Origin of the sequence: Streptomyces sp. Da 82-17, from assembly GCF_046098215.1 — a bacterium.
Lineage (GTDB): Bacteria > Actinomycetota > Actinomycetes > Streptomycetales > Streptomycetaceae > Streptomyces.
In genome coordinates this window covers 185,905-208,353 of sequence record NZ_JBJURH010000005.1, presented here as the reverse complement: position 1 = coordinate 208,353, position 22,449 = coordinate 185,905, and the positions used below count along the sequence as shown (strand labels likewise).

The following is a 22,449-nucleotide window of genomic DNA, read 5'->3' as shown; positions in this document are numbered from 1 at the left end:
ACTGCCCTACAGGCGGGCGACCTTCTTGCCGGTGACCCGGCCCCGGGTGTCGAAGAACAGCCGGGACGCGGTGACGAGCCGGTCGAGCGCGTAGCCGCGGTGCGCCTGCAGCAGCACCGTCACGTCGGCCTCCGCCGCGGCCCGTTCGGCGTCCGGCACGCACCGCAGCAGCCGCCCGCCGATCAACCAGGTTGGCACGTACGGGTCGTGGTACGCGACCTCCGCCCCGGCGGCGGCCAGGCGTTCCGCGACCGCCCGGCACGGCGACTCCCGCTCGTCGGACACGTCCGCCTTGTACGTGGCGCCGAGCAGCAGCACCTTGGCGCCGCGCAGGCTGCGGCCCCCGTCGTTGAGCAACTCGGCGACGCGGCCGACCACATGGCGCGGCATCGAGTCGTTGATCTCCTGCGCCAACTCCGCGAACCGGAACGGGTAGCCGAGCCCGCGCACCCGGTGCGAGAGATAGCCGGGGTCGACGGGAATGCAGTGCCCGCCCACGCCCGGCCCCGGGTGGAACGGTGTGAACCCGAACGGTTTCGTCGCCGCCGCGTCGATCGCCTCCCACAGGTCGACGCCCAACTCGTGGCAGAACACGGCCATTTCGTTGACCAGCGCGATGTTCACCTGCCGGTACGTGTTCTCCAGGAGCTTCGACATCTCCGCCACCTCCGGGGAGCTGACCGGCACGACCTCGCCGACCAGGTCCGCGTAGAACGCGGTCGCCGCGTGCGTACAGCCCTCGGTGACTCCGCCGACGACCTTCGGGGTGTTGGCGAGCGTGAACGACGGATTGCCCGGGTCGATCCGCTCCGGCGAGAACGCCAGATGGAAGTCCACGCCGACCTGCCGGGCCCCGCCGGCCTCCAGTAACGGAAGCAGCACCTCGACGGTGGTGCCCGGGTACGTGGTCGACTCCAGCACCACCAGGGCGCCCGGCCGCAGCCGTTCCGCCACCGCCGACCCCGCCGCGCACACCGCCGTCAGGTCGGGCACGGACTGCCGCAGCGGGGTCGGCACGCAGATCACGACGACGTCGGCGGACGCGAGGCAGGCGCTGTCCGAGGTCGCGGTGAAACCCCGGCCGAGGGCCTCCCGTACGTCCGCGTCGCCGACGTCGTCGACATGGCTGAGGCCGAGCGAGAGGCCGCGCACCCGCTCCGCGTCGCTGTCCAGGCCGTGCACCCGCCACCCGGCCCCGGCGGCCGCCACGGCGAGCGGCAGTCCGACGTACCCGAGCCCCACGACGACCAGCGAACGGCGTTCCATGCGTGTTCCCACTCTTCCTCTCCCCGTCCGAGTGGTGCTGCCCTCGGAGCCGACGCTGTCGCGGTGACCATGGTGCACTCCAGTACGGATAAATCCGCATATGCCGGGCCGGGTCACGTCGGGTCAGACGGGAGAAAAGGCGAGGTGGGGGAGGGGAAGGACGGTCAGGCGGTGATCCAGTCGCTGGTGGCGATGACCGGGGCGATGCCGTCGCGGTGGACGGTGGCCTCGATCAGGCCGTACATGCGGTCCGCGGCGAAGTACACCTCGTTGTCGTTCTTCAGGCCGAACGGCTCCAGGTCCACGAGGAAGTGATGCTTGTTCGGCAGGTTGAGGCGGACCTCGTTGATCTGCGGGCAGTGGTCCATGATCCGCTCGGCCATGGCGTTGAGGGTCTGCTGCAGCGAGTAGCTGTAGGTCTCCGCGAACGCCTCCAGCATGTGCTGCCTGGCCTTCCGGTAGAGCCGGTCCCAGTCGGTGTCCGGGTCGGCCGCGGCGGCCGCGGAGTAGGCCCAGCGGGCGGTGACCTTGGTCGCGAGGATCCGGTCGTACGCCTCCTGCAGCGTCGTGTACTCGTCCTTGATGTAGCCGTGGAACTCGGAGCCGGTCGAGTTCATCACGGTCAGGTCCTTCAGGCCCGAGACGATCTGCAGCTGCCCGGTGTGCTTGTTGAACGTGACCTGACTGGTCCGCACCTCCCGGCCGCTGCGCACGAACGAGTGCTGGTCCCTGCGCGTCGGCACCGGGATCCGGTCCCAGGCGAACTCCTCGACGCGCACCTGCGATTCGTGGATGACGCTCTGCGAGCTCGCGAAGTGCCGGGCGAGCCGGGTGCCGAAGTCCTCCGGCGAGGACACACCGTGCTCCTTGGCGAAGGCGTACACGGTGTTCTTCGTGGTGTCGGTCGGCAGGCAGTTGCCGTTGTCGCCGGTGAGGTGGACGTCGCGGAACTCGCCGCGCAGGGCGACGGACACGTTGAGGTCGCGGACCTCGTGCCAGGACCCCTCGTTGCCCTTGCGCTCGATCCTGACGATGCGGTTCTCGGCCTTGCCGTACTGGTTCTGCCCGAGCACGTACTTGCTCATGGTGCGATTCCTTCGGGTACGTGGATTCCTGTGGTGTCCGGATCCCGTACGCCCGGCGTCCAGCGCCCCCGCAACAGGAGCCGCTCCCCGCCGTCCGGCCCGCGCAGAACGGGCCGCCCCGGGACTGACTGGCATCCCGGTCCGTAGGTGTCGGCGTCGATTGGAGCACAACGGGTGCGGTTCCGGGAAGGGTTCGGGCCCTGGAACTGCGCTTTCGCCCGCGCCGGCGCCCCGCGCGCGCTGGCCCACACGACTGATCTTCCGCCCGGTCCGCGACGCCGTGTGACGCCACGGGAACCCGTGAGGGCATGACCGAGACAGACAAGGCACTCCTCGAGGGCGGCCCGCAGGAACTGCCCGAGCGGATCGTCGAGATCAGCACGCCCGGCGAAGACCTGAAGATCGAGTTCCGCAACGGCTACGAGCACTTCCGCCCGACCCGGCGCGAGGCGGACACCGCGCAGGGCCGGCTCCCCGTGTACGAGTGGTGGGAACGCACCGAGATGGCCTCGTAGGGGCAGGGCGGGTACGGGGGTCAGTCCGCCCGCGCGTCGAGCCGCGCCTGCGCCCGCCGCGCGACGTCCTCCGCGTCCGCGTCCCCTTCGTACGTACGCACCTCTCCGCTGCCCAACGCGACCGTGGCCCGCGGGCGCATGGGACCCTCGCCGCGCCGGGACAGCAGGACGAGTTCGTCGACCTCCGTGGTCATGGCGTCGAGCCGGGCCGTGCACGCGGCGACGACGGGTCGCGGGTCGCGGGCCCGGCCGAGCGAGAGGTGCGGCGTGAAGCCCCGGTGCCGTCCGCGGCACCGGGGAAACCGCTCGACCAGCGCCTCGTACACCCCCTGCCAGGGCTCCCGCCCCGCGGCGGCCGGGTCGAGCCAGACAGTTGAGTACGCCCGGTGCCGGAACATCCGTACGCCGGACAGTCGCGCCCCGAACTCCCTTGTCTCCGCGGCGACTTGGGCGAGGAGCGGGAGCGCCTGCGGGAAGTCGTCCTCCGGTACGAAGCCGAAGAGCACGTTGACGTGCGGGGGCCAGCGGCGGATCTGCGGGTCGTACTCCTGCCGGAGGCCCTGGATCGCGGGCCACGTCCCGAGCGGCGGAATCCACGCGAGCGCGGTGCGCGCGGTCGGCGCGACGTCCAGGGGGCCGAGGGGCGTGCGGGGGGTCGTGCGGGGGTCCATGCCTCCATGGTGGGGCCGAGCCTCCCTGGTGGCGGGAGCTGGCCGAGGCGACACCGCAGAACCCTGACGGCCCGTCAATTCGTACGCGACGTGCCGGTTTGCCCCGGACCGGCGCCCGACGGGATTCACCGAGCCACCCCACGACAGTAGAACAATGTTCACCTTCCCGGGATCATCTGTGCGACGACCGCTCACGAAGGGCGCAGGGATGAAGGGCGCAGGGATGAAGGGGACGGGAATGCCGGTACGGGGAATCAGCAGGCGCGCGATGCTCGCGGGCGTCGGCGGGGTGGGCACGGCGGTCGCGCTCGGCGCGGTCGGACGGCAGGCGGTGGCCGCCGAGAGCGGCACGGGCAAGTTCCCGATACCCGACAAGCGCGAGCTGAACGTGCTGCTCACCGGGGACGCGGGCACGGGCAAGCCGGAGCAGTACGCGGTCGCCGCGGCCGCGCGCAAGCTGTGCGAGGAGCGCGGCGTCGACCTCGCGATCGGGCTCGGCGACAACATCTACGAGAACGGCCCCGAGGACGTCCTGGACGACGAGTTCGCCACCAAGTTCGAGGAGCCCAACCAGGGCATCGACGTGCCGTGGCTGATGGTGCTCGGCAACCACGACACCAGCGGCGTCATCCCCGGCAGCGGCGGCCGCCCCTCCCGCGGCGACCACGAGGTGGCCTACCACCACCACTCGGCCCGCTGGTACATGCCCGACCGCCACTACTCCGTCGCCGTCCCCCGACAGGCCCCGGTCGCCGAGTTCTTCGCCCTCGACACCACGCCGCTGTCCTCGTACGTCCTGCAGACCGACCCCGAGTACTACTGGAACGGCCCGTTCGCGCAGAAGCAGCGCGCCTGGCTGGCCGAGTCCCTCGCCGCGTCCAAGGCCCGCTGGAAGTTCGTCTTCGCCCACCACCCGCTGCGCAACAACGGCACCCACGGCAACGCGGGCGCGTACGAGGGCATCACCTGCGGCGACTACCTCAGCGGCAAGCACGTCAAGAAGCTGTACGAGGAAGTGGTGTGCGGGAAGGCCGAGTTCATCCTCTCCGGCCACGACCACACCCTGCAGATCCTCGACACGGGCGCCGACTACCGGGGCACCCAGCAGATCGTCTGCGGCGCCGCCGCCAAGTCCAAGGGCCGGGCAGCCGACGCGCAGAACAAGGCGTTCTGGGAGGCGTACGACACGCTGGGCTTCATGATGCTGTCGATCGACGCCGACCGGGTCGTCACCGACGCGTACACCGTCGACCCGGAGTCGGGGGCGTACACGCATGCGTATCGGCATGTGCGGAGGGACCGGGTCGGGGGCTGAGCGCGGTCGGTCGCCGCCGCGAGTGCAGCGACCGAAGCGACCCAAGCGACTGAAGTTCGGGATTCAAGAACCGTGGCGCCGGGGCGCGTTCGGCCGCTGCCGTGCGGGTCGTCGGGCCGACTTTCAGGCCGTGCGGACCGTCAGAGCCTCGGCGGGCCCGCCTCCACGCGGTGCAGGACCGGGGCCAGGCGGTCCAGGTCCGGGCCTGTCTGGATCTGGCGCTCGTCCCACCAGGTGGCGCCCGCGTCGTGCAGGGGCCCGATCACGTCCCTGGCCCTGGCCGGGTCGGCGGGGGTGGCGCCGCCGAGGACGAGCTCGAAGGGGTGCGGGGTCTCGGCCGTACGGTGCTCGCGCACGTACGCCACGAGGTCGCGGACCTCCGCCACGTCCGGTACGTGCCCGTGCCGGGCCGTCTCGAAGAGGGGCACCGCGCCGTCCCAGCGGGCGGCCCGCCGCATCGGTGGCCGGCGCGGCCAGAATCCGCCGATCCACACCGGCGGGCGGGGCCGCTGCACGGGGGCGGGGAGGAGCGTCACGTCCCGGGCCGCGTAGTGCGGGCCGCGGTGGTCCACCGGCTCGCCGGACCAGAAGCGGGCCAGCAGGCCGAGGCCCTCGTCGAGCCGTTCGGCGAGGATGCGCGGGTCGGCGGTGTCGCCGAAGGCGGCGTACTCGTCGTCGATCGGGCCGCCCAGACCGGCGGCGAAGGTCACCCTGCCGCCGCTGAGCCGGTCCAGGGTGGCCACTTGGCGGGCGAGTTGCTGCGGGCGGTAGCGGGGGACCGGGGTCAGGAGCGGGCCGAGCCGGATCCGGGAGGTCGCGAGCGCCGCCGCGGTCAGCAGCATCCACGGGTCGCCGAACGGCCGCCCCTGGTGCTGCCGGTGCAGGACGTGGTCCCAGACGAACAGCCCGTCCCACCCCGCCTGTTCGGCGGCGGCCGCGACCGTCGCGACGTTGCGGGGGTCCGCGAAGTCACCGAAGTTGGGGATGTTGACGGAGAAGCGCATCACAGCAGGATGGGCGACCGCCACGGGCGGGACAATCGCATTCCCGGCCGCGCTCCGCCGACGGGCCTATTCCGCCCGCCGCACCCGGAACCGCAGATGCGTGGCGCCCTTGCCCTGGACGACGACCGGGTCGTCGAAGTGGTGCGGTGCGCCGGTGAGTTCGGCGAAGTAGGGGATGCCGCGGCCGAGCAGCACGGGTACGAGGCTGACCTGCACCTCGTCGACCAGGCCGAGGTCGACCGCCTGCCGTGCGATGTCGGCGCTGGCGATGCTGACGTCCTTGCCGCCCGCGATCTCCTTGGCCCGCGCGACGCCCTCCTCGACGCTGCCGGCGAACGTCGTACGCGGCCACTTCTTCGTGTCCTCGGGTGGGCGGTGGGTGACGACCACGACCGGGGCGCCGACCGGGTGGTTGTCGTTCCAGCCGTCGGTGATGTCGAAGAGTCGGCGTCCGCAGACGAGGGCGCCGGTGCCGGAGACGAAGCCGCGCAGCACCTCGGCGCTGTCCGGGTCGACGCGGAGCGTCAGACCCTCGTCGGCGGTCGGCACGGCGACGTCGCCGGCCTGGTACCAGCCGAACAGCTCGTCGATGCCGTCGTCGGGGTCGGCGATGTAGCCGTCGAGCGACATCGTCATGTGCGTGTACACGGTGCTCATGCGGTCCTCCTGGATGCTCCTACAGGTCAGACCGCGCGGACGGCACGAACTCATCGGTGCCCGCCCGCGCACCGCGTCGGCGCTCAGCTCGGCTTCTGATCGTCCGGCAGGAGCGCCAGGAGCTGTCGCGTGTGGCCGGGCAGTTCGGCCTCCGCGAGGCCGGTGAGGATGTCTCTGAGGGGCAGCGGCCGGTCGACGAGGACCTTGCCGTGGGACAGGAGCAGCGCGGGCACCGGAGTGTCGAGTTCGGTCTCGCTGAGCATCGGCCCGCCGAGCGCGCACAGGGCGTCCGCCTGGTGGCGGATGCGTTCGCGGAGCCCCGCGTTGCCGCCGGAGAGCGTGATGACGCGGTCGAGGGTCCAGGCGTCCTGCGCCGCCCGGTTGTCGTACGTCGTGACGGCCCCGCCGGCGGCGGAGGAGACGGCGTTGACGGTGGCGGCGTTGACGAGGGCGACGTGCGCCAGGATCTGGTCGGCGTTCCACTCGCCGTCCGGCGGGGCGGGGTTCGGGTCACCGGATCCGGCGACGGTGGCGGCGGCGTCGAGCAGCGCGGTGCAGGCGTCGCGGAGCGCGGTGGTGTCCATCGTGGCGGTTCTCCTTCTTCGCGGACCGGTCAGTGGCAGCCGTGGGGCTTGCGGTCCGCCGACGGCTCCTGGGCGGCGCCGAGGTCGTCGGAGTGCCCGGCCGCGAGCCGGGACCACTGCGGGATGGGCCGTCCGTCAGTGCGCAGCTCGTGCTCCGGCGGGGTGGACGGGACGCGCGGCCAGCCCTCCGGGGAGTCCTCCCACAGCTCCTGCCGCCCGTACACGGTGAGGTCCATCAGCGCGTAGCTGTAGTCCATGGCCTCCACGCCGCGCCGGGTCGTCCAGTACGTCTCGAAGACGCGGTCGCCGTCGCGCAGGTAGCCGACCAGGTGCATCATGCCGACGTGCCGCCCCACGAGCAGCCGCTCCTGCGACGGGAGGGCCGAGTACCAGGGCACCTCCCAGCCCATGAAGTCCCGGTAGCGGCGGCTCTCCTCGTACGGGCCCTGGCAGAAGACGGCGTACGTGATGTCGCGGGAGTGCAGATAGGACAGCTCCTGCACCTGGCTCGTGACCCAGGTGCAGCCCTCGCACTGCCCGGCCGCGTCCTGGCCCTCGTGCCACATGAGGTAGTACGCGACGAGCTGGCGGCGGCCCTCGAACGCGTCGAGGAGGGTGACCGGGCGGCCGCCCGGGCCGGTCAGTTCGAGGCTCGCGTCCACCTCGACCATGGGCAGCCGCCGCCGGGCCGCGGCGATCGCGTCGCCCTCCCGCGTGTGCGCCTTCTCGCGTTCCCGCAGCTTGTCCAACTCGGCCTGGAACACGGCCCGTTCGACGACGGGCGGAAGAGCGGAGCTGTTCCGGGCGGAGGTTGTCCCGCTGTCGTACTCGGACATGATGGGTCCAATCCTGGTAGGCCGTCAGGGGGTCGGGCTGTCCTCGTCCTCGTTGTCGTTGTCGTTGTCGTGGGGCGGGCGTTCCGCCAGTTCCTTGATGCGCAGGAGGCGGGTGTCCCAGGAGCGGCCTATGCGGTCCAACTCCCGGGCGAGCGCGCCGAGTCGGGCGCCGACGGCGAGGTGGACGACCTCCCGCCCGCGCTGCTCCGACTCGACCAGGCCGACCTCGCGCAGCACCTCCAGATGCTTGCCGATCGCCTGCCGGCTGACCGGCAGCACCCGGGCCAGCGCGGACGCCGACATGGGGCCCTCGCCGAGCCGGGTGAGGATCTCCCAGCGCATCGGTTCGCCGAGTGCGGCGCACATGACGGGGAGCTGTGTGTTCATGGGCGGGCCTGCTGCCGCGCGTCCGGGGCGCCCTTCTCGACGTACGTCTTCGCGGCCTCCAGCTCGACGAGCCAGCCCTTGTCGTTGCCCTCGCGCTCCTTGAGCCAGGCGGCCGGGTCGTCGGCGAGCCCGGAGAAGCCGCTCTCGACGACGCGCAGCGTCACGCCGCCGCCATCCCGCTCGTCGATCCAGAACTCGACGAGGGTGGAGGGCGTCGAGCCGTCGCGGTACGGGGTGCCGATCCAGCGGAACGCGGCGTAGCGCGGCTTGTCCAGGGTGACCGTGCGGAACCGGAACTCGCCGAGCGTGGGGTGCCGGACGACGGCCACGTCGTCCTCGTACCGCAGGTCGGGCTCGGCGTCGACGGCGCCGTCGTTGATGTACCAGCCGGGGCGTGCGACCAGGTCCCAGACCCGCTCGGCGGGTGCGTCGATGTCGATCTGCCGGGCGATCCGGTCCAGCTCGTCGAGCTCGGCCTCGGTGTAGGCGGTGTCGCTCATGGCGTCCTCCGTGAGTCGTCCTCGGGTTTCGTCGGGGTGCGGGCCGCCCCCGACCTCAACCTGCAACTCAACGATTGCACATCGGGAGGCGATCCTGCAACCGGAAGGTTGCACATCAAGGCTGGACGGCCGGCGGCCCCGAGCCGCTTAGGCCGTACGGCCCGCTTCTCGGCTTGCCTGAATTGCGAGGTATGCGTAGCCCCTCCCCATAATCGGAGCTCAGAGTTCCGTCACGGGAGGACACAAGTGAAGACGACGCTCCACGGACGCCGGACCCGCCCGCTCGTCGCCGTCGCCGCGACGGCCGGGCTCGTGCTCGTGGCGGCGTGCACCTCCACCGACGACGGCGGCAGCGGGAAGAAGACCGCCGCGGGCGGCGTCGAGCTCGTCAAGGGCGGGAAGCTCACCACCTGCACCCACCTGCCGTACCCGCCGTTCCAGTCGGAGATCGACGGCAAGGTGCAGGGCTTCGACGTGGCGCTCATCGACCTCGTAGCGAAGGACCTGGGCGTCGAGCAGGACATCCTCGACACGCCCTTCGAGAACTTCAAGACCGGCGCGTTCCTCAACTCCGGCGAGTGCGACCTGGCCGCCGCCGGCATGACCATCACCGAGGAGCGGAAGAAGAACGTCGACTTCTCCGCCCCCTACTTCAACGCCACCCAGGCCCTCCTCGTCGACAAGAAGAGCGGCGTCCGCTCGCTCGCCGACCTGAAGGCCAAGAAGGTCAAGCTGGGCGCGCAGGCGCAGACCACCGGCGAGGACTACACCAAGAAGCAGGGCTTCGACCCGGTCTCCTTCGAGTCGTCCGACGCCGTCCTCAACGGCCTGCGCACCGGCCAGGTCGGCGCCGTCGTCATCGACTACCCCGTCGTGCAGGGCTGGCTGAAGGACAAGGCCAACGCCGCCGCCTTCCGGGTCGCCGCCAACATCAACACCGGCGAGCAGTACGGCTTCACGGTCAAGAAGGGCAACACCAAGCTCCGCGAGGCCATCGACAAGGCCCTCGCTGACGCCAAGGCCGACGGCACCTACAAGAAGCTGTACGAGAAGTGGATCGGCCCCTACGACGAGTCCGCCGCCTCGCCCGCCGCCTCATGACCCAGGCGGACGCCGACCCGGACACCGAGCTCCAGCCGAGGCGGAAGGGCCTCAGCAGACGGCAGAAGCGCAGCCTGTCGCGGGGCGTGCAGTACGCGGTGTTCGTCGCCGCCGTGGTCGCCTTCGCGGTCGCCGCCGACTGGGAGCGGCTGCAGAACCAGTTCGCGCAGGGCGAGATCGCCGGGCGGATGCTCCCCGACGTCCTTACGCTCGCCCTGAAGAACACCGTGATCTACACGGTCACCGGCTTCGTCGTGGGCCTCGCCCTCGGCATGGTCATCGCCCTGATGCGGCTGTCGTCCGTCGGCCCGTACCGCTGGCTCGCCGGGGTCTACATCGAGATCTTCCGCGGCCTGCCCGCCCTGCTGATCTTCATCTTCATCGGCGTGGCCGTGCCCCTCGCCTTCCCCGGCACGGAGATCGTCGGCGGCACGTACGGGAAGGTCGCCCTCGCGCTCGGCCTGGTGGCCGCCGCGTACATGGCGGAGACGATCCGCGCGGGCATCCAGGCCGTGCCCAAGGGGCAGATGGAGGCGGCCCGTTCGCTCGGGTTCTCGCCCGCGCGCGCGATGGTCTCGATCATCATCCCGCAGGCCTTCCGCATCATCCTGCCGCCGCTGACCAACGAACTCGTCCTGCTCTTCAAGGACTCCTCGCTCGTCCTGTTCCTCGGCGTCACCCTGGAAGAGCGCGAACTGTCCAAGTACGGCCGCGACCTGGCCAGCCAGACCGCCAACTCCACGCCCATCCTCGTCGCGGGCCTGTGCTACCTGCTGATCACGATCCCGCTCGGCTTCGTCGTACGCCGTATGGAGGCCAAGGCGCAGGAGGCGGTGCGGTGACGAACGAGACGACCGGAGCCGGGCGGCCCGAGATCCGGCTGCGGGACCTGCACAAGTTCTTCGGCGACAACCACGTCCTGCGCGGCATCGACCTGGAGGTCGCCCGCGGCGAGGTCGTCTGCGTCATCGGGCCGTCCGGATCGGGCAAGTCCACGCTGCTGCGGTGCGTGAACCTCCTGGAGGAGCCCGGCAAGGGGCAGGTGTTCGTCGGCGGCACTGAACTCACCGACCCGGACGTCGACATCGACGCGGTGCGCCGCCGGATCGGCATGGTCTTCCAGCAGTTCAACCTGTTCCCGCACCTGACCGTCACCGAGAACCTGACGCTGCCGCAGCGCCGCGTGCTGCGGCGGGACAAGGCCGAGGCGGCGCGGGTGGCCGCCGAGAACCTGCGGCGGGTCGGCCTCGCCGAGAAGGCCGGCGCGTACCCGGCGTCCCTGTCCGGCGGGCAGCAGCAGCGCGTCGCGATCGCCCGTGCCCTTGCGATGGGGCCCGAGGTGATGCTGTTCGACGAGCCCACATCGGCGCTCGACCCCGAGCTGGTGGGCGACGTGCTCGCGGTGATGCGGATGCTCGCCGACGAGGGCATGACGATGATGGTCGTCACCCACGAGATGACCTTCGCCCGCGAGGTCGCCGACCGGGTCGTGTTCATGGACGGCGGCGTGATCGTCGAGGACGGCGCCCCCGAACAGGTCATCACCGCCCCCCGCCACGAACGCACCCGCCACTTCCTGTCCCGCCTCCTCGACCCGGCGATGGCGGATGTCGAGGAGGAGACGTCGGACCAGGTGGGGGAGAAGGAGTAGCGCGTACGGGACTCGGGGCCGGGCACGCCGCACGGGGGTGAGCCGCAGGCCCCGCGACGGGGGTGGCGCGGGGCCTGCGGTGTCCGGGTGCCCCCCTCGCGACGGGGCGCGCCTCGCTGCGGATGCGCTCGCTACCGATGCCGCTCGCTACGGGGTGCCCCCTGCTACAGGGTGTCCGCCGCGATGCGCTGGGCGCGGGTGCGCGTCACCGTGAGCTCGTCCGGTCTGTCCGCCGGCCATGCCTCGCGGCCGTCCGCGCGGAGCCAGACGACTCCCTCGCGGATGTCCGTGACGATCGCCAGCGCACGGCCGTCCGACACTTCGTCACCGACTTCCGGTAGCTGCGCCCCGCCCGTTGCGGTCATGTGCCTCATCCTCGGTTCTGCGTATGCGCGTTGCATCAGAGAAACGTTTCCCCCGGATGCGTGAACCGTATGCACGGAGCGTGCCCGCGAGGTCACCGGACCCGTCGGACGTCGCCGCGCGCCTCTACCACCAGCACCCCACCGCGCGTAGGGAAAGCGGCACCCGACGGCCCGATCGAGTGATCGGTTTCGGCTGTCGCGTCACTGGAGTGGCCGGTTTGCGTTGGGGTGGCGTCGGTCCCGCAGCAGTGACGGTTCTGCACCTCCCGGGCACGTGCCTGAGCCACCGCCGCAGCGGACGACGTCGATGTCATCAACGGGGAAAGGCCATACGGGTGTTGAGGTGGGGCGGCAGGCGCCGCGGAGCGCTGGAGGACGTCGACGTACGGGAGGAGGGGCTCGTCGGGCGGGAGCAGGAGCTGGCGCTGCTCGAGCAGGCCCTGGCGGAACACCGGCTGGTGACGGTGTGCGGGCGGGCCGGGGTCGGGAAGAGCCGGCTGGCCGCGGAGGCGCTCGGCGCGGTGCGCGGGGCGGAGGTGGTGCGGCTGCGGTGGCAGGGCGGGCCCGGCACGCCCGAGACCCTGCTCGCCCGGGTCCGGCAGGCGTTCACGGGCGCCGCCACCACCGCCGCGGCACCCGGCCGGGACCCCGGACCCGCCGAGACGGCGTCCGGCGTACGGGGCGGGCTGCTGTTCCTCGACGACATCGACCCGGTGCACCGGGCGGGCATCCAGGTCGTGCAGCACCTGCTCATGTCCGTACCGCGGTTGAGGATTCTGGTGACCTCCCGGCGGGCGCTCGGGCTCGGGGACGAGCGGGTGCTGACCCTCGCGCCGCTGACCGTCGAGGCGGCCGACGCAGCCGCGGAACCGGAGGCCGGGGCGGCCGTGGAGCCGGAGGCGGGGGCGGCCGTGGAGCTGTTTCTGCGGCGGGCCCGGGAGGAGGGGGCGGACTGCGCCGGGTCGGGCGCCGATCTGCGGGCGGTCGGGGCGATCTGCCGTGCGCTGGAGGGCGTGCCGCACGCCGTCGAACTGGCCGCCCGGCAGGCCGCGCGCATGGGCCTGCACCGGCTCGCGGAGGTCGTGCAGCGGCGGCAGTGCTGGCTCGACCGGAGCGGGGGCGGGCTGCGGCGGCACCGGTCCGTGCGGGCGGCCGTCGGCGCGAGCTACGGGCTGTGCGAGCGCCCCGCGCGGATGGTGTGGAGCCGGGCCGCGATGTTCGGCGGCGCCTTCGACCAGACGTCGGCGGTGCTGCTGTGCACCGGCGGGGAGGTGCTGCCGCACCAAGTGCCGTCCCTGCTCGCCGAGTTGGCGTCCGTGCACGTCCTCGAGCCGGTCGACGACCCGGGCGGCCCGCGGGTGCCCCGTTACCGGATGACCCGCGCGGCACGGGAGTTCGGCGTCGAGTGCCTCCGGGAGGCGGGGGAGTGGGAGGCGACGGCGGAACTGCACCTGGCGAACTGCCGGAAGACCGCGGCGGTCGCCTCGCACCTGTGGCTGACGGGGCATCAGCGGCAGGCCGTGCGCCTCGTGCACGAGCAGCACGACGACCTCGCGGCCATGGTGCGGTACGCGCAGGACGACCCGGCCCGGGCCGAACCCGCCCTGGGCATCCTCGTCGGCGTCTGGTTCTGGTGGGCCGCGTACGGGCGCGCCGAGGAAGGGCTCGACCTGCTGCAGCGCCTGCTTCCGCTGTGCCCCGCCGACAGCGAGGTCACCCGGCGCGGCCGGTGGCTCGCCGCCTGGCTCTGCGCGGGCAGCGACCCGGACGCGGCCCGTCAACTCCTCAGCGGCGCCTGGGAGTTGGCGGTCGTGGCGGGCGACGACGCCACGGTCGGGCAGGTAGCCCACGTGGAGGGCGTGCTGGCCTTGTACGAGGGCGACCACCGCACCGCGGCCGCCCACTTCCACGCCGCCGCGCACACCACGCCCCCCGACTCCCCGGCCGGGCCGTCGCACGCCGTCAGCATGGCGGCCCTGGCCATCGCACAGTCCGGCCACGACCCGCGCGCCGCCCACCGCACCGCACGCCGGGCCCTCGCACAGCCCGGCGTGCGCGACGACCCGTGGGCGGGGGCCCTCACGCACTACGCGCGGGCGTTCGTCGAGCACCGCAACGGCCGCAGCGGACGCGCCCTGCACCGCGCCCGCCGGACCCTCGCGGCACTCGACACGGCCGCACCCCGGCCACTCGTCGGCGAGGCCCTGCGCTGCCTCATCTCCGACATCGAGGCGCACGCCGTCGGACATGTCTTCGTGCCGAAGGTCTCCCTGCCGACCTCGCTCCTGCCCTGGACGGCGACGCTACGGGCCCAGCCGGTGCGGTGACTCACGGGCGCGGGGCGTCGCGCCTCGCTTGGCCGGACGGGCCGCCGGGGCTCGCCGGGTCGGTCGGGCCGTCGGGGCTCGCAGGGTCGAGTCGCCGTGGTGCACGGGTGGGGCCGGGCGGGCCGCCGTGACTCGTCGTAGGGCCGGGCGGCCGTCGTGACTCGTCGTAGGGCCGGGCGGCCGTCGTGACTCGTCGTAGGGCCGGGCGGGCCGTCGTCGATTCGTCGGGTTGGTCGGGTCGTCGTGTGTTGCTGGGACGGGCCGCCGGCATGACCCGCAGGGGGGCGAGCCGCCGTGCCCCGTCGCGGTGGGCCGTCCGTTGTGGCTCGCGGGTCGTGTCGGCGTGACTTGTCGGGTTGGTCGGGTCGTTGTGGCTGGCAGAGGCGGGGCGCCGTCGGCCGCAGGGTCGGCGGGCTGTCGTCGTCGCGCAGCGCAGGGCCGGTCGGAACGCCGTGACTCGTCGGGGCTGCCGGTGTGGGCCGTCCATTGTGGCTCGCCCGGCGGGTCGTCGTGACCCGCCGGGGTGGGGCGTCCGTCGTGGCTCGCCGGGTGAGCCGCCGTGACTCGTCGGGGTGGACGGGTCGTTGGGGCTCGCCCGGTGTGTGGGGCGGTGGCGTCGGGTCAGCCGAGTGCCTTCACCGCCTGGTAGTACGTCCATGCCAGGCCGTTGCAGGAGGAGAGCTTCGCGCCCGTGTAGCGGGTGCAGACGCGCTTGAGGTCCTCGTAGAAGGCGCTGTCGAGACGGGCCTTGTTGGCGTCGAAGGTGCCCATCGCCTTGTAGTTGCGGTAGCCGAAGTCGTGGCGCTGGCAGGACTTCTGGAACGGGAAGCCGAAGGGGTTGTCGGGGGAGCTGCTGCAGTAGTCGGTCGACCAGTTGAACGCGTACGCCGACCACGCGGAGCGGTTGGCCTCGGCGGCCGCCCAGGTGTTGTAGCTGGTCGCGCTGGTCTGGGTCCAACTGGCGAGGACGGCGGCCTTGTCGGCGGGGACGGCCTCGGCCGACGAGGCGGTGACGAACACGGTCGCGGCGGCGGCCGTGGCGGCGACCAGACCCTTCAGAGCGGTGCGAGCCATGGAAACTCCTCACGCGGGTGCACCGGGTCGCGGCGCACGGTCTGAATGAGAGTCAACTGCCGTGAGATTGCGGGCAGTTGGCTGCGAAGCGACGCCGACGCTATGCGCGTAGCGTGACTCGGAGAGGACTTTCTCTTGACATGAACCTGAAGGGCAAGAGGGCGGAGGTGTCCATTCGGGGTCGGGGGCCGGAACGCCTCGGCCCGTCCGCCGTCGCGCCACAGCCGGTTTCCGGCCGACTGCCGTGACCGTTGATCGACTTGCTTGAGAACGGAACCTTTATCGCCGCAGGTCAGGCGGTGATTAGCCGTTGAACTACCGCTGGAGGGAGGGGAGTTGGGGTCCCGCCCGGCGCCGCTCGACGCGTCCCACCAGAGGCGCTTGCCGGTTGTTCATCCGTCGGCGGATGTGACTGTCCGGTAATGGCTCGCTCACGTGGCGCACACTCTCCGCACACGTAAGACTCCTCACCGCGACGACCGCTCGCAGCTACCACAGACCTCGGCGATCCCGAGGAACCCAGAGAGGGGCACCCGCATGCGTCACATCGGCCACATGCGTTCCGGACGAGGACTCCTGGTCACGGCGGCCACCGCCTGCCTGTTGGCCGCGACGTCCGCACCGGCGACGGCGCAGGACGACGGCAGCCGGACCGTGACCGTGGGCGCGCAGAGCCTGTACGCGCCGAGCGACCTCGTCCTCGCGTACGGCCCGGGCGCCGACGTGGCGAGCGCCACCGTGTCGCACTCGGTCACCCTCAGCTGCGCGCCCCGCCCCGCCGGCACGCACCCCGACGCGTCCGCCGCGTGCGCCGAACTCGCCGCCGTACAGGGCGAGTTCGGGGAGCTGTCGCGCCCGGACTCCGCCGCTCTCTGTACCAAGGAGTGGGCGCCGGTCACGGTCTCGGCGACGGGCGTCTGGGAGGGCAGGCGGGTCGACTGGTCGGCCACGTACGCCAACGCCTGTGCCATGGAGGCCGAGTTGGCGCAGAGCGCGGCCCTGGCGTTCTGACGCGGCGGGAGCCGCACCTCGGTCCCGCCGCCGCGCGGCCGTCCGTGGGGGACGGCGTCGCGGCGGCGACAAGGGCCCTGCGCTCCAGGCTCCGGGCGCAGGGCCCTTCCCGGGAGCGGAGGGCTACCACTGGACCTGGTGGAACTCCATCGTGCCGAAGGTCGTGACGTCCATCGCGTAGCTCCACAGCGCGTACCGCTGCTCGTCGGCGCGGCGGTACGTCTTGCCCCAGCCGTTGTCGAGGATCTCGGTCCAGCCGTCGCCCTGGCCGTAGTGCGCGAACAGCCGGTCGTTCCGCCGCGCCGCGTCCTCGGCGGACTCGGCCGGGGTCTGGTAGATCACCTCGTGCAGCCGGTCGTGCCAGAAGGTGAGGAGCAGCCGGCCGCCGTCGACCGCGTACCCGTCCACGACCGCGTCGGCCGCCTTCTCGTGCGGGTGCGAGAACTCGAGCGTGCCGGGGGCGTGCATGCGTACGGCGTCGGCCGCGCTCAGCAGGTCCAGCAGGGGCAGGTCTTCCAGAAGGTCATCCACGAGCGGCCACCCTAGTCACCCGGTGACGTGCCGGGCCGGAAACCGCTGTTACCGCAAGTTCGGTACGAAGTCTTGTGGGGCGGATGGGGGCGGTGTACCAATGGGCAAACCTGAGCTTTGTTCACGTTGCTCGGGGTCGTGGTCGCACGCGTTTCTGCCCCTCAACTCCTCCTCCCGGAGCAGCAGATGACACACTCCGCCCCGAGCCGGCGCACCGTCCTCCGCGTGGGGGCCGGAGCCGGACTGGCCGTCGGCGCGCAGGCGACGGGTCACGGCCCGGCTGTCGCGGACTCGGCGGACACGCGTTCCGAACGGTCCGGATACCTGGTCGGACGCGGCCTCGCGGACGCCACCGGGGAGATCGCCGAGGTCGGCATGATGGGCTACGGCCGCACCGACCAGCAGGCCGCCGGGCTGCACACCCGGCTGCGGTCGCGGGCCTTCGTCGTCGCCGAACCCGCGGGCGGGCGACGGGTCCTGCTGATCGTGGCGGACTCCCCGATGATCTTCGAGAGCGTCCACCAGGCCGTGCTCCGCCGCCTCGCCGAACGCTACGGCGAGCTCTACACCGTACGGAACACGCTGATCACCGCCACGCACACGCACGCCGGGCCGGGCGGCTACTCGCACCACTTCCTCTACAACGCCACCACCTTCGGCTTCCACGCCAAGACCTTCGAGGCGGTCGCCGACGGCCTCTTCGAGTCGGCGGTACGCGCCCACGAGGACCTCGCGCCCGCCCGACTCACCCTGTCCCGCGCCGAGTTGACCGGCGCCAGCGTCAACCGCTCCCGCACCGCCTTCGACCGCAACCCCGCCGCCGACCGGGCGCACTTCCCCGACGCCGTCGACCCGCTGAGCACGCTGCTGCGGATCGAACGCGACGGGCACACGGTCGGCGCCGTCAACTGGTTCGCCACCCACGGCACCAGCATGTCCGGCGACAACCGGCTGATCAGCGCCGACAACAAGGGCTACGCGGCCTACCACTGGGAGCGCCTGGTGGAGGAGGTCGACTATCTCGCCGACGGCGCACCCGAGTTCGTCGCCGCCTTCGCGCAGACCAACGCGGGCGACATGTCCCCCAACCTCGACCTGCAACCCCCGACCACCCCCGAGGACTTCGAGAGCACCCGCCGGAGCGGCCTTCGCCAGTACGAGGCCGCCGCCGGGCAGTTGACCGCCTCGGGCACCGAGGTGCGGGGCGCGGTGGACGCCCGGCTGGTGTACGTCGACCTGTCCGACGTGACCGTACGCCCCGAGTTCACCGGCGACGGCCGTACGCACCGCACCTCCACGCCCTGCGTCGGCGCCGCCATGGCCGCGGGCAGCCTGGAGGACGGGCCGGCCTTCCCCGGTTTCACGGAGGGCGAGAACCCGTTCTGGGACGCGGTGTCCGACTCGCTGATCTACCAGGTGTCCCCGGAGCTGGCCGACGCGCAGGCGCCCAAGGACGTCTTCGTACCGGTCGGGCTGATGAACAAGGTGTACCCCTGGGTGCAGGAGAAGGTGCCCGTCCAGCTCGTCCGTATCGGGCAGCTGTATCTGATCGGCGTTCCCGGCGAGGTCACGATCACGGCCGGACTGCGCCTGCGCCGCACCGTCGCGCGGATCGTCGACGCCCGCCTGGAGGACGTCCTGGTCGTCGGCTACACCAACTCCTACTTCCACTACGTCACCACGCCCGAGGAGTACGACGCCCAGCAGTACGAGGGCGGCAGCACCCTCTTCGGCCGCTGGCAGCTCCCCGCCCTCCAGCAGGTGGTCGCCGACCTCGCGGGCGCGCTCCGCGACGGCACGGACCTTCCGCTCGGCCCGCAGGCCCCCGACCTGTCCGGCAGGCAACTCTCGCTGCAGCCCGGAGTGGTGCTCGACGCCCCGCCGATCGGGAAGCGGTTCGGCCAGGTCGTCGTGCAGCCGCGCGAGACCCATCGGGCCGGGGACCGCGTCGAGACGGTGTTCGTGGGCGCCCACCCCGGCAACGACCTCCACCGCGGCGGCACCTATCTGGAGGTCCAGCGCGAGCAGGACGGGGCCTGGGTCACGGTCGCCGACGACGGCGACTGGTCCACCCGCCTGCACTGGAAGCGCGACGGCGTCGCCGCCTCGGAGGTCACGATCACCTGGGACGTCCCCGAGGGCACCCCGGCCGGCACGTACCGGGTGCGCTATCACGGCGACGCCAAGCAATTCGTCGGCGGAGTACGGGAGTTCACCGGCACGTCGCGGGAGTTCACGGTGCGCTGAGCCGCTCGGCGGGCCCGCGACCAGCGCGAACTTGACGTAATCGCAACCCACTTGGTCTGGCCGGGTTCAGTGGCCTCGTGCAGAATCTACGCGCGTCAAGCAGTCGCGCGGACGCGTCGCCGCAGGTGACACACCCCCGCAGGCCCGAGGAGAACACCCATGCCGTTGAACCGCCGTACGTTCCTGGCCCGATCCGCCGCCGTCTCCGCGGGCGTGGGCCTCGCGGCGGGCGCCGCGCCCGCCACCGCGGCTGCCGAAGAGCCCGGGAAGCGGTACGCGTTCACGGTGATGGGCACCACCGACCTGCACGGCAACGTCTTCAACTGGGACTACTTCACCGACGCCGAGTTCACCGACAAGGCCGGCAACGACGTCGGCCTGGCGAAGATATCGACCCTCGTCGACCGCATCCGCGCCGAGCGCGGCGCCGGCAACACCCTCCTCATCGACGCGGGCGACACCATCCAGGGCACCCAACTCTCGTACTACTACGCCAAGGTGGACCCGATCACGGCCGCCGAAGGCCCCGTGCACCCGATGGCGCAGGCCATGAACGCCATCGGCTACGACGCGGCCGCCCTCGGCAACCACGAGTTCAACTACGGCATCCCGGTGCTGCGCAAGTTCGAGGAGCAGTGCGAGTTCCCGCTGCTCGGCGCCAACGCCCTGGACGCGAAGACACTGAAGCCCGCCTTCCCGCCGTACTCGATGCACGTGCTGCGCACCCCGCGCGGCCGGGACGTGAAGGTGGCCGTCCTGGGGCTCACCAACCCGGGCATCGCCCTGTGGGACAAGGCCAACGTGCAGGGCAAGATGGTCTTCCCCGGCCTGGAGGAGCAGGCCGCGCACTGGGTGCCGCGGCTGCGGTCGATGGGCGCGGACGTGGTCGTCGTCTCGGCCCACTCCGGCTCCAGCGGCACGTCCTCGTACGGCGACGCGCTGCCGTACGTGGAGAACGCCGCGGCCCTCGTCGCCGAGCAGGTGCCGGGCATCGACGCGATCCTGGTCGGCCACGCGCACACCGAGATCCCCGAGTACAAGGTGGCCAACAAGGAGACCGGCAAGGAGGTCGTGCTCTCCGAGCCGCTGAAGTGGGGGCAGCGCCTCACCCTCTTCGACTTCGAACTCGCCTGGCAGGGCGGCCGCTGGGTGGTGGAGAGCGTCAAGGCGTCGGTGCTCAACTCCAACACGGTGGACGAGGACCCGCGGATCACGGGGCTGCTCGCGGACGAGCACGAGAAGGTCGTCGCGTACGTCAACCAGGTCATCGGCACCAACGAGGCCGAGATGAAGTCCGCCGAGGCGCCCTGGCGGGACGTGCCGATCATCGACCTGATCAACCACATCCAGGCGGACACCGTGCGGGGGGCCCTCGCGGGCGGCGCGCACGCCGGACTCCCGGTGCTCTCCCAGGCCTCCTGCTTCTCGCGCACCGCGCTGATCCCGGCGGGCGAGGTGACCATCCGGGACGTGGCGGGCCTGTACCCGTTCGAGAACACCCTGGAGGCGCGCGTCCTGACCGGCGCGCAGCTGCGGGAGTACCTGGAGTTCTCCGCCCGCTACTACGTCCGGACCGCGGCCTCCGACCCGCTGGACCTGTCCAGGATCACCAACGCGGACGGCATCCCGGACTACAACTACGACGCCGTCAGCGGGATCTCGTACGAGGTCGACATCGCGCAGCCCGCCGGTTCCCGGATCAAGAACCTGACCTTCGAGGGCGCGCCCCTCGACGACGCCGCCCGGTTCGTCCTCGCGGTCAACAACTACCGCGCCAACGGCGGCGGCAACTTCCCGCACGTGGCCGCGGCCGAGCAGGTGTGGGCCAATTCCGACGAGGTCCGCAACACGATGATCGCCTGGGTGAAGGAGAAGGGCTCGATCGTGCAGGCCGACTTCGCGGCGGAGAACTGGAAGGTGACGCGCGACGGGACGCCGGTGGTGACGCGGTAACCGCCCCGACATCGCGCGTCCGGAGGCGCCGACTTCCCTCCGGCGGAGGGGAATCGAGCAGAGGTGCGCCTCCCACCCCGTTCGGCTCATGTGCGTGCGCCCGCCGCGTCCGGCGGCGGGCGGCCGCGTTAGCGGTAGTCGTACACCCCCATGGGCATCGAGACGAAAGGGGCCGGTGATGACGGTCTTGTCCATCGACTTCGTACAGGGCCTGGACGACGCCTGGTCCAAGGTCGCGCAGTTCGTGCCGAAGCTCGCCGCCTTCCTGGTCATCCTGGCCATCGGCTGGTTCGTGTCCAAGATGGTCCGCCGGGTCCTCGACCGCGTGCTGCGCAAGGCCGGTTCGGAGAAGCTCGCGCAGCGCGCCGGGGCCGCCGAACTGCTCAAGAACGCGTCCTTCGACCTGACCGGACTCGTCTGCAGAATCGTTTACTTCGCGATGATGCTGATCACTCTGCAGCTGGCCCTGGGCGCCTTCGGGCCCAACCCGGTCAGCGCGATGATCAACAGTCTGGTCGCCTGGCTGCCGAAGGCGATCGTCGCGGTGGTGCTGATCGTCATCGCGATGGCCGTCGCCAACGCCGTACGCGGCCTCGTCGAGGGCGCCCTGTCCAGCACGTCGTACGGCCGGACCGTCGCGACCGTCCTCTGGGCCGCGATCGTCGCGCTCGGCGCCATCGCGGCGCTCGGCCAGGCCGGGATCGCCACGACCGTCACGCAGCCGGTGCTGTACGCGATCCTCGCGAGCGTGGCGGGCATCCTGGTCGTCGGCGTGGGCGGCGGACTGATCATGCCGATGCGGCAGCGCTGGGACCGCTGGCTGAACACCGCCGAGCAGGAGGCCGCCCGCAACCGCGGCGCCGCCGCCCCCGGCCCGTCGGCGTACCAGGCCGGCCACCAGGACGCCCGGGCACACGGCTACCAGCACGGGTACAACCAGCAGCAGCCCGGGGCGGGTTGGCAGTAGCAGCCGGGGGAGGGGCGGGCCCGGGGCCGACGGCACGGCCGGTCCCGGGCCCGCCCCGTCGCTACTGCGATGGCCGCTCCGATGGCTGCTCCGACGCCTGCGGCGGTCGGCCGGAGACGCCCACGTACCAGTCGTCGGCCTCCGTCATGCCGTCCATGCTCGGGTAGTAGGGCTTGACGACGTCGTCGGCGTCCTTGAAGTAGACGGTGGCGCAGAGCGGATACGTCTCCCCCGTCGGAGCCGTCACCGTGCCCCGGGGTTCCACCCACACGAACTTGCCGGGTTGCGCCCATTTGCTGCGGGCGAAGGTCAGGGAGGGGTCCTCCGTCCCGCGCCGCAGCAGTTCCGACCAGCTCATGTACGTCGTCACCTGTAGAGCGTATGACGTCAACTCGGCGTAGA

At 71.8% G+C, this 22,449-nt stretch carries 23 protein-coding genes; 10 read left to right on the top strand and 13 right to left on the bottom strand.

The annotated features are described in order from the left end of the window. Nucleotides 1-6: 6 nt before the first annotated feature. On the bottom strand, nt 7-1,266 hold the full coding sequence (locus ACIDOF_RS10730) for a nucleotide sugar dehydrogenase (protein ID WP_409005546.1): 1,260 nt from the start codon (nt 1,264-1,266) through the stop codon (nt 7-9). A gap of 164 nt (nt 1,267-1,430) precedes the next feature. Then, nucleotides 1,431-2,351: a factor-independent urate hydroxylase gene (gene pucL / locus ACIDOF_RS10725; protein WP_409005545.1), complete on the bottom strand. Its 921-nt coding sequence runs from the start codon at nt 2,349-2,351 to the stop codon at nt 1,431-1,433. A gap of 308 nt (nt 2,352-2,659) precedes the next feature. On the opposite strand from pucL, the gene ACIDOF_RS10720 reads away from it, so the two are divergent. Then, nucleotides 2,660-2,866 (top strand): DUF5988 family protein, encoded by a 207-nt coding sequence (locus ACIDOF_RS10720; RefSeq protein ID WP_409005544.1) that lies wholly within the window; start codon nt 2,660-2,662, stop codon nt 2,864-2,866. A 20-nt stretch (nt 2,867-2,886) separates the two neighbouring features. Here the strand turns inward: ACIDOF_RS10720 and ACIDOF_RS10715 are convergent, their stop codons facing one another. After that, complete coding sequence (locus ACIDOF_RS10715) at nt 2,887-3,537, bottom strand: 2'-5' RNA ligase family protein (RefSeq protein WP_409005543.1); 651 nt, start codon at nt 3,535-3,537, stop codon at nt 2,887-2,889. 238 nt (nt 3,538-3,775) lie between these two features. On the opposite strand from ACIDOF_RS10715, the gene ACIDOF_RS10710 reads away from it, so the two are divergent. Next, a complete protein-coding gene (locus tag ACIDOF_RS10710) occupies nt 3,776-4,852 on the top strand; it encodes a metallophosphoesterase (protein WP_409005542.1) in 1,077 nt (358 codons plus the stop codon). A gap of 140 nt (nt 4,853-4,992) precedes the next feature. Here ACIDOF_RS10710 and ACIDOF_RS10705 read toward each other — a convergent pair whose 3' ends face one another. From ACIDOF_RS10705 to ACIDOF_RS10680, 6 genes are all read right to left on the bottom strand, one after another. Further along, nucleotides 4,993-5,856, bottom strand: coding sequence for an LLM class flavin-dependent oxidoreductase (locus tag ACIDOF_RS10705; RefSeq protein ID WP_409005541.1), 864 nt, complete (start codon nt 5,854-5,856; stop codon nt 4,993-4,995). 66 nt (nt 5,857-5,922) lie between these two features. Further along, the gene (locus ACIDOF_RS10700) at nt 5,923-6,513 is read right to left on the bottom strand and encodes a dihydrofolate reductase family protein (protein WP_409005540.1); all 591 of its coding nucleotides are present in this window, start codon (nt 6,511-6,513) and stop codon (nt 5,923-5,925) included. 83 nt (nt 6,514-6,596) lie between these two features. Next, the gene (locus ACIDOF_RS10695; RefSeq protein WP_409005539.1) at nt 6,597-7,097 is read right to left on the bottom strand and encodes a hypothetical protein; all 501 of its coding nucleotides are present in this window, start codon (nt 7,095-7,097) and stop codon (nt 6,597-6,599) included. Nucleotides 7,098-7,126: 29 nt separating this feature from the next. After that, nucleotides 7,127-7,933 (bottom strand): DUF899 family protein, encoded by an 807-nt coding sequence (locus ACIDOF_RS10690; protein WP_409005538.1) that lies wholly within the window; start codon nt 7,931-7,933, stop codon nt 7,127-7,129. Between the two features lie 24 nt (nt 7,934-7,957). Then, nucleotides 7,958-8,320, bottom strand: a complete 363-nt coding sequence (locus ACIDOF_RS10685) for an ArsR/SmtB family transcription factor (RefSeq protein ID WP_409005537.1) — start codon at nt 8,318-8,320, stop codon at nt 7,958-7,960. Beyond that, complete coding sequence (locus tag ACIDOF_RS10680; RefSeq protein ID WP_409005536.1) at nt 8,317-8,820, bottom strand: ATPase; 504 nt, start codon at nt 8,818-8,820, stop codon at nt 8,317-8,319. The genes ACIDOF_RS10685 and ACIDOF_RS10680 overlap by 4 nt, the downstream gene beginning before the upstream one ends. Before the next feature lie 246 nt (nt 8,821-9,066). Here ACIDOF_RS10680 and ACIDOF_RS10675 point away from each other — a divergent pair, with 246 nt between their 5' ends. The 3 genes from ACIDOF_RS10675 to ACIDOF_RS10665 are packed head-to-tail and all read left to right on the top strand — an operon-like array spanning nt 9,067 to nt 11,572. Next, nucleotides 9,067-9,921, top strand: coding sequence for an ABC transporter substrate-binding protein (locus ACIDOF_RS10675; RefSeq protein WP_409005535.1), 855 nt, complete (start codon nt 9,067-9,069; stop codon nt 9,919-9,921). Continuing rightward, nucleotides 9,918-10,763, top strand: coding sequence for an amino acid ABC transporter permease (locus ACIDOF_RS10670; RefSeq protein WP_409005534.1), 846 nt, complete (start codon nt 9,918-9,920; stop codon nt 10,761-10,763). Before ACIDOF_RS10675 ends, ACIDOF_RS10670 begins: the two co-directional genes overlap by 4 nt. Continuing rightward, nucleotides 10,760-11,572 carry an amino acid ABC transporter ATP-binding protein gene (locus ACIDOF_RS10665; protein ID WP_409005533.1) on the top strand — a complete coding sequence of 271 codons (813 nt, stop codon included), beginning with the start codon at nt 10,760-10,762 and terminating at the stop codon, nt 11,570-11,572. Before ACIDOF_RS10670 ends, ACIDOF_RS10665 begins: the two co-directional genes overlap by 4 nt. Before the next feature lie 164 nt (nt 11,573-11,736). Here the strand turns inward: ACIDOF_RS10665 and ACIDOF_RS10660 are convergent, their stop codons facing one another. Beyond that, nucleotides 11,737-11,937: a hypothetical protein gene (locus ACIDOF_RS10660; protein ID WP_409005532.1), complete on the bottom strand. Its 201-nt coding sequence runs from the start codon at nt 11,935-11,937 to the stop codon at nt 11,737-11,739. Nucleotides 11,938-12,272: 335 nt separating this feature from the next. Here ACIDOF_RS10660 and ACIDOF_RS10655 point away from each other — a divergent pair, with 335 nt between their 5' ends. Continuing rightward, nucleotides 12,273-14,264 (top strand): ATP-binding protein, encoded by a 1,992-nt coding sequence (locus ACIDOF_RS10655; protein WP_409005531.1) that lies wholly within the window; start codon nt 12,273-12,275, stop codon nt 14,262-14,264. Between the two features lie 621 nt (nt 14,265-14,885). Here the strand turns inward: ACIDOF_RS10655 and ACIDOF_RS10650 are convergent. Continuing rightward, nucleotides 14,886-15,338 (bottom strand): phospholipase, encoded by a 453-nt coding sequence (locus ACIDOF_RS10650; RefSeq protein ID WP_409005530.1) that lies wholly within the window; start codon nt 15,336-15,338, stop codon nt 14,886-14,888. A 555-nt stretch (nt 15,339-15,893) separates the two neighbouring features. Between ACIDOF_RS10650 and ACIDOF_RS10645 the strand changes: the two genes are divergently transcribed. After that, nucleotides 15,894-16,349, top strand: a complete 456-nt coding sequence (locus ACIDOF_RS10645; protein WP_409005529.1) for an SSI family serine proteinase inhibitor — start codon at nt 15,894-15,896, stop codon at nt 16,347-16,349. 123 nt (nt 16,350-16,472) lie between these two features. Here ACIDOF_RS10645 and ACIDOF_RS10640 read toward each other — a convergent pair whose 3' ends face one another. Continuing rightward, nucleotides 16,473-16,880, bottom strand: coding sequence for a hypothetical protein (locus tag ACIDOF_RS10640; RefSeq protein ID WP_409005528.1), 408 nt, complete (start codon nt 16,878-16,880; stop codon nt 16,473-16,475). 186 nt (nt 16,881-17,066) lie between these two features. Between ACIDOF_RS10640 and ACIDOF_RS10635 the strand changes: the two genes are divergently transcribed. The 3 genes from ACIDOF_RS10635 to ACIDOF_RS10625 all read left to right on the top strand — a co-directional run bounded on the left by ACIDOF_RS10635 (nt 17,067) and on the right by ACIDOF_RS10625 (nt 22,047). Continuing rightward, the gene (locus ACIDOF_RS10635) at nt 17,067-19,127 is read left to right on the top strand and encodes a neutral/alkaline ceramidase (protein WP_409005527.1); all 2,061 of its coding nucleotides are present in this window, start codon (nt 17,067-17,069) and stop codon (nt 19,125-19,127) included. A 159-nt stretch (nt 19,128-19,286) separates the two neighbouring features. After that, on the top strand, nt 19,287-21,080 hold the full coding sequence (locus tag ACIDOF_RS10630; protein WP_409005526.1) for a bifunctional metallophosphatase/5'-nucleotidase: 1,794 nt from the start codon (nt 19,287-19,289) through the stop codon (nt 21,078-21,080). A 178-nt stretch (nt 21,081-21,258) separates the two neighbouring features. After that, nucleotides 21,259-22,047 carry a mechanosensitive ion channel family protein gene (locus ACIDOF_RS10625; protein ID WP_409005525.1) on the top strand — a complete coding sequence of 263 codons (789 nt, stop codon included), beginning with the start codon at nt 21,259-21,261 and terminating at the stop codon, nt 22,045-22,047. A 61-nt stretch (nt 22,048-22,108) separates the two neighbouring features. On the opposite strand, the gene ACIDOF_RS10620 is transcribed toward ACIDOF_RS10625, so the two are convergent. After that, a complete protein-coding gene (locus tag ACIDOF_RS10620; RefSeq protein WP_409005524.1) occupies nt 22,109-22,417 on the bottom strand; it encodes a hypothetical protein in 309 nt (102 codons plus the stop codon). Nucleotides 22,418-22,449: the final 32 nt, after the last annotated feature.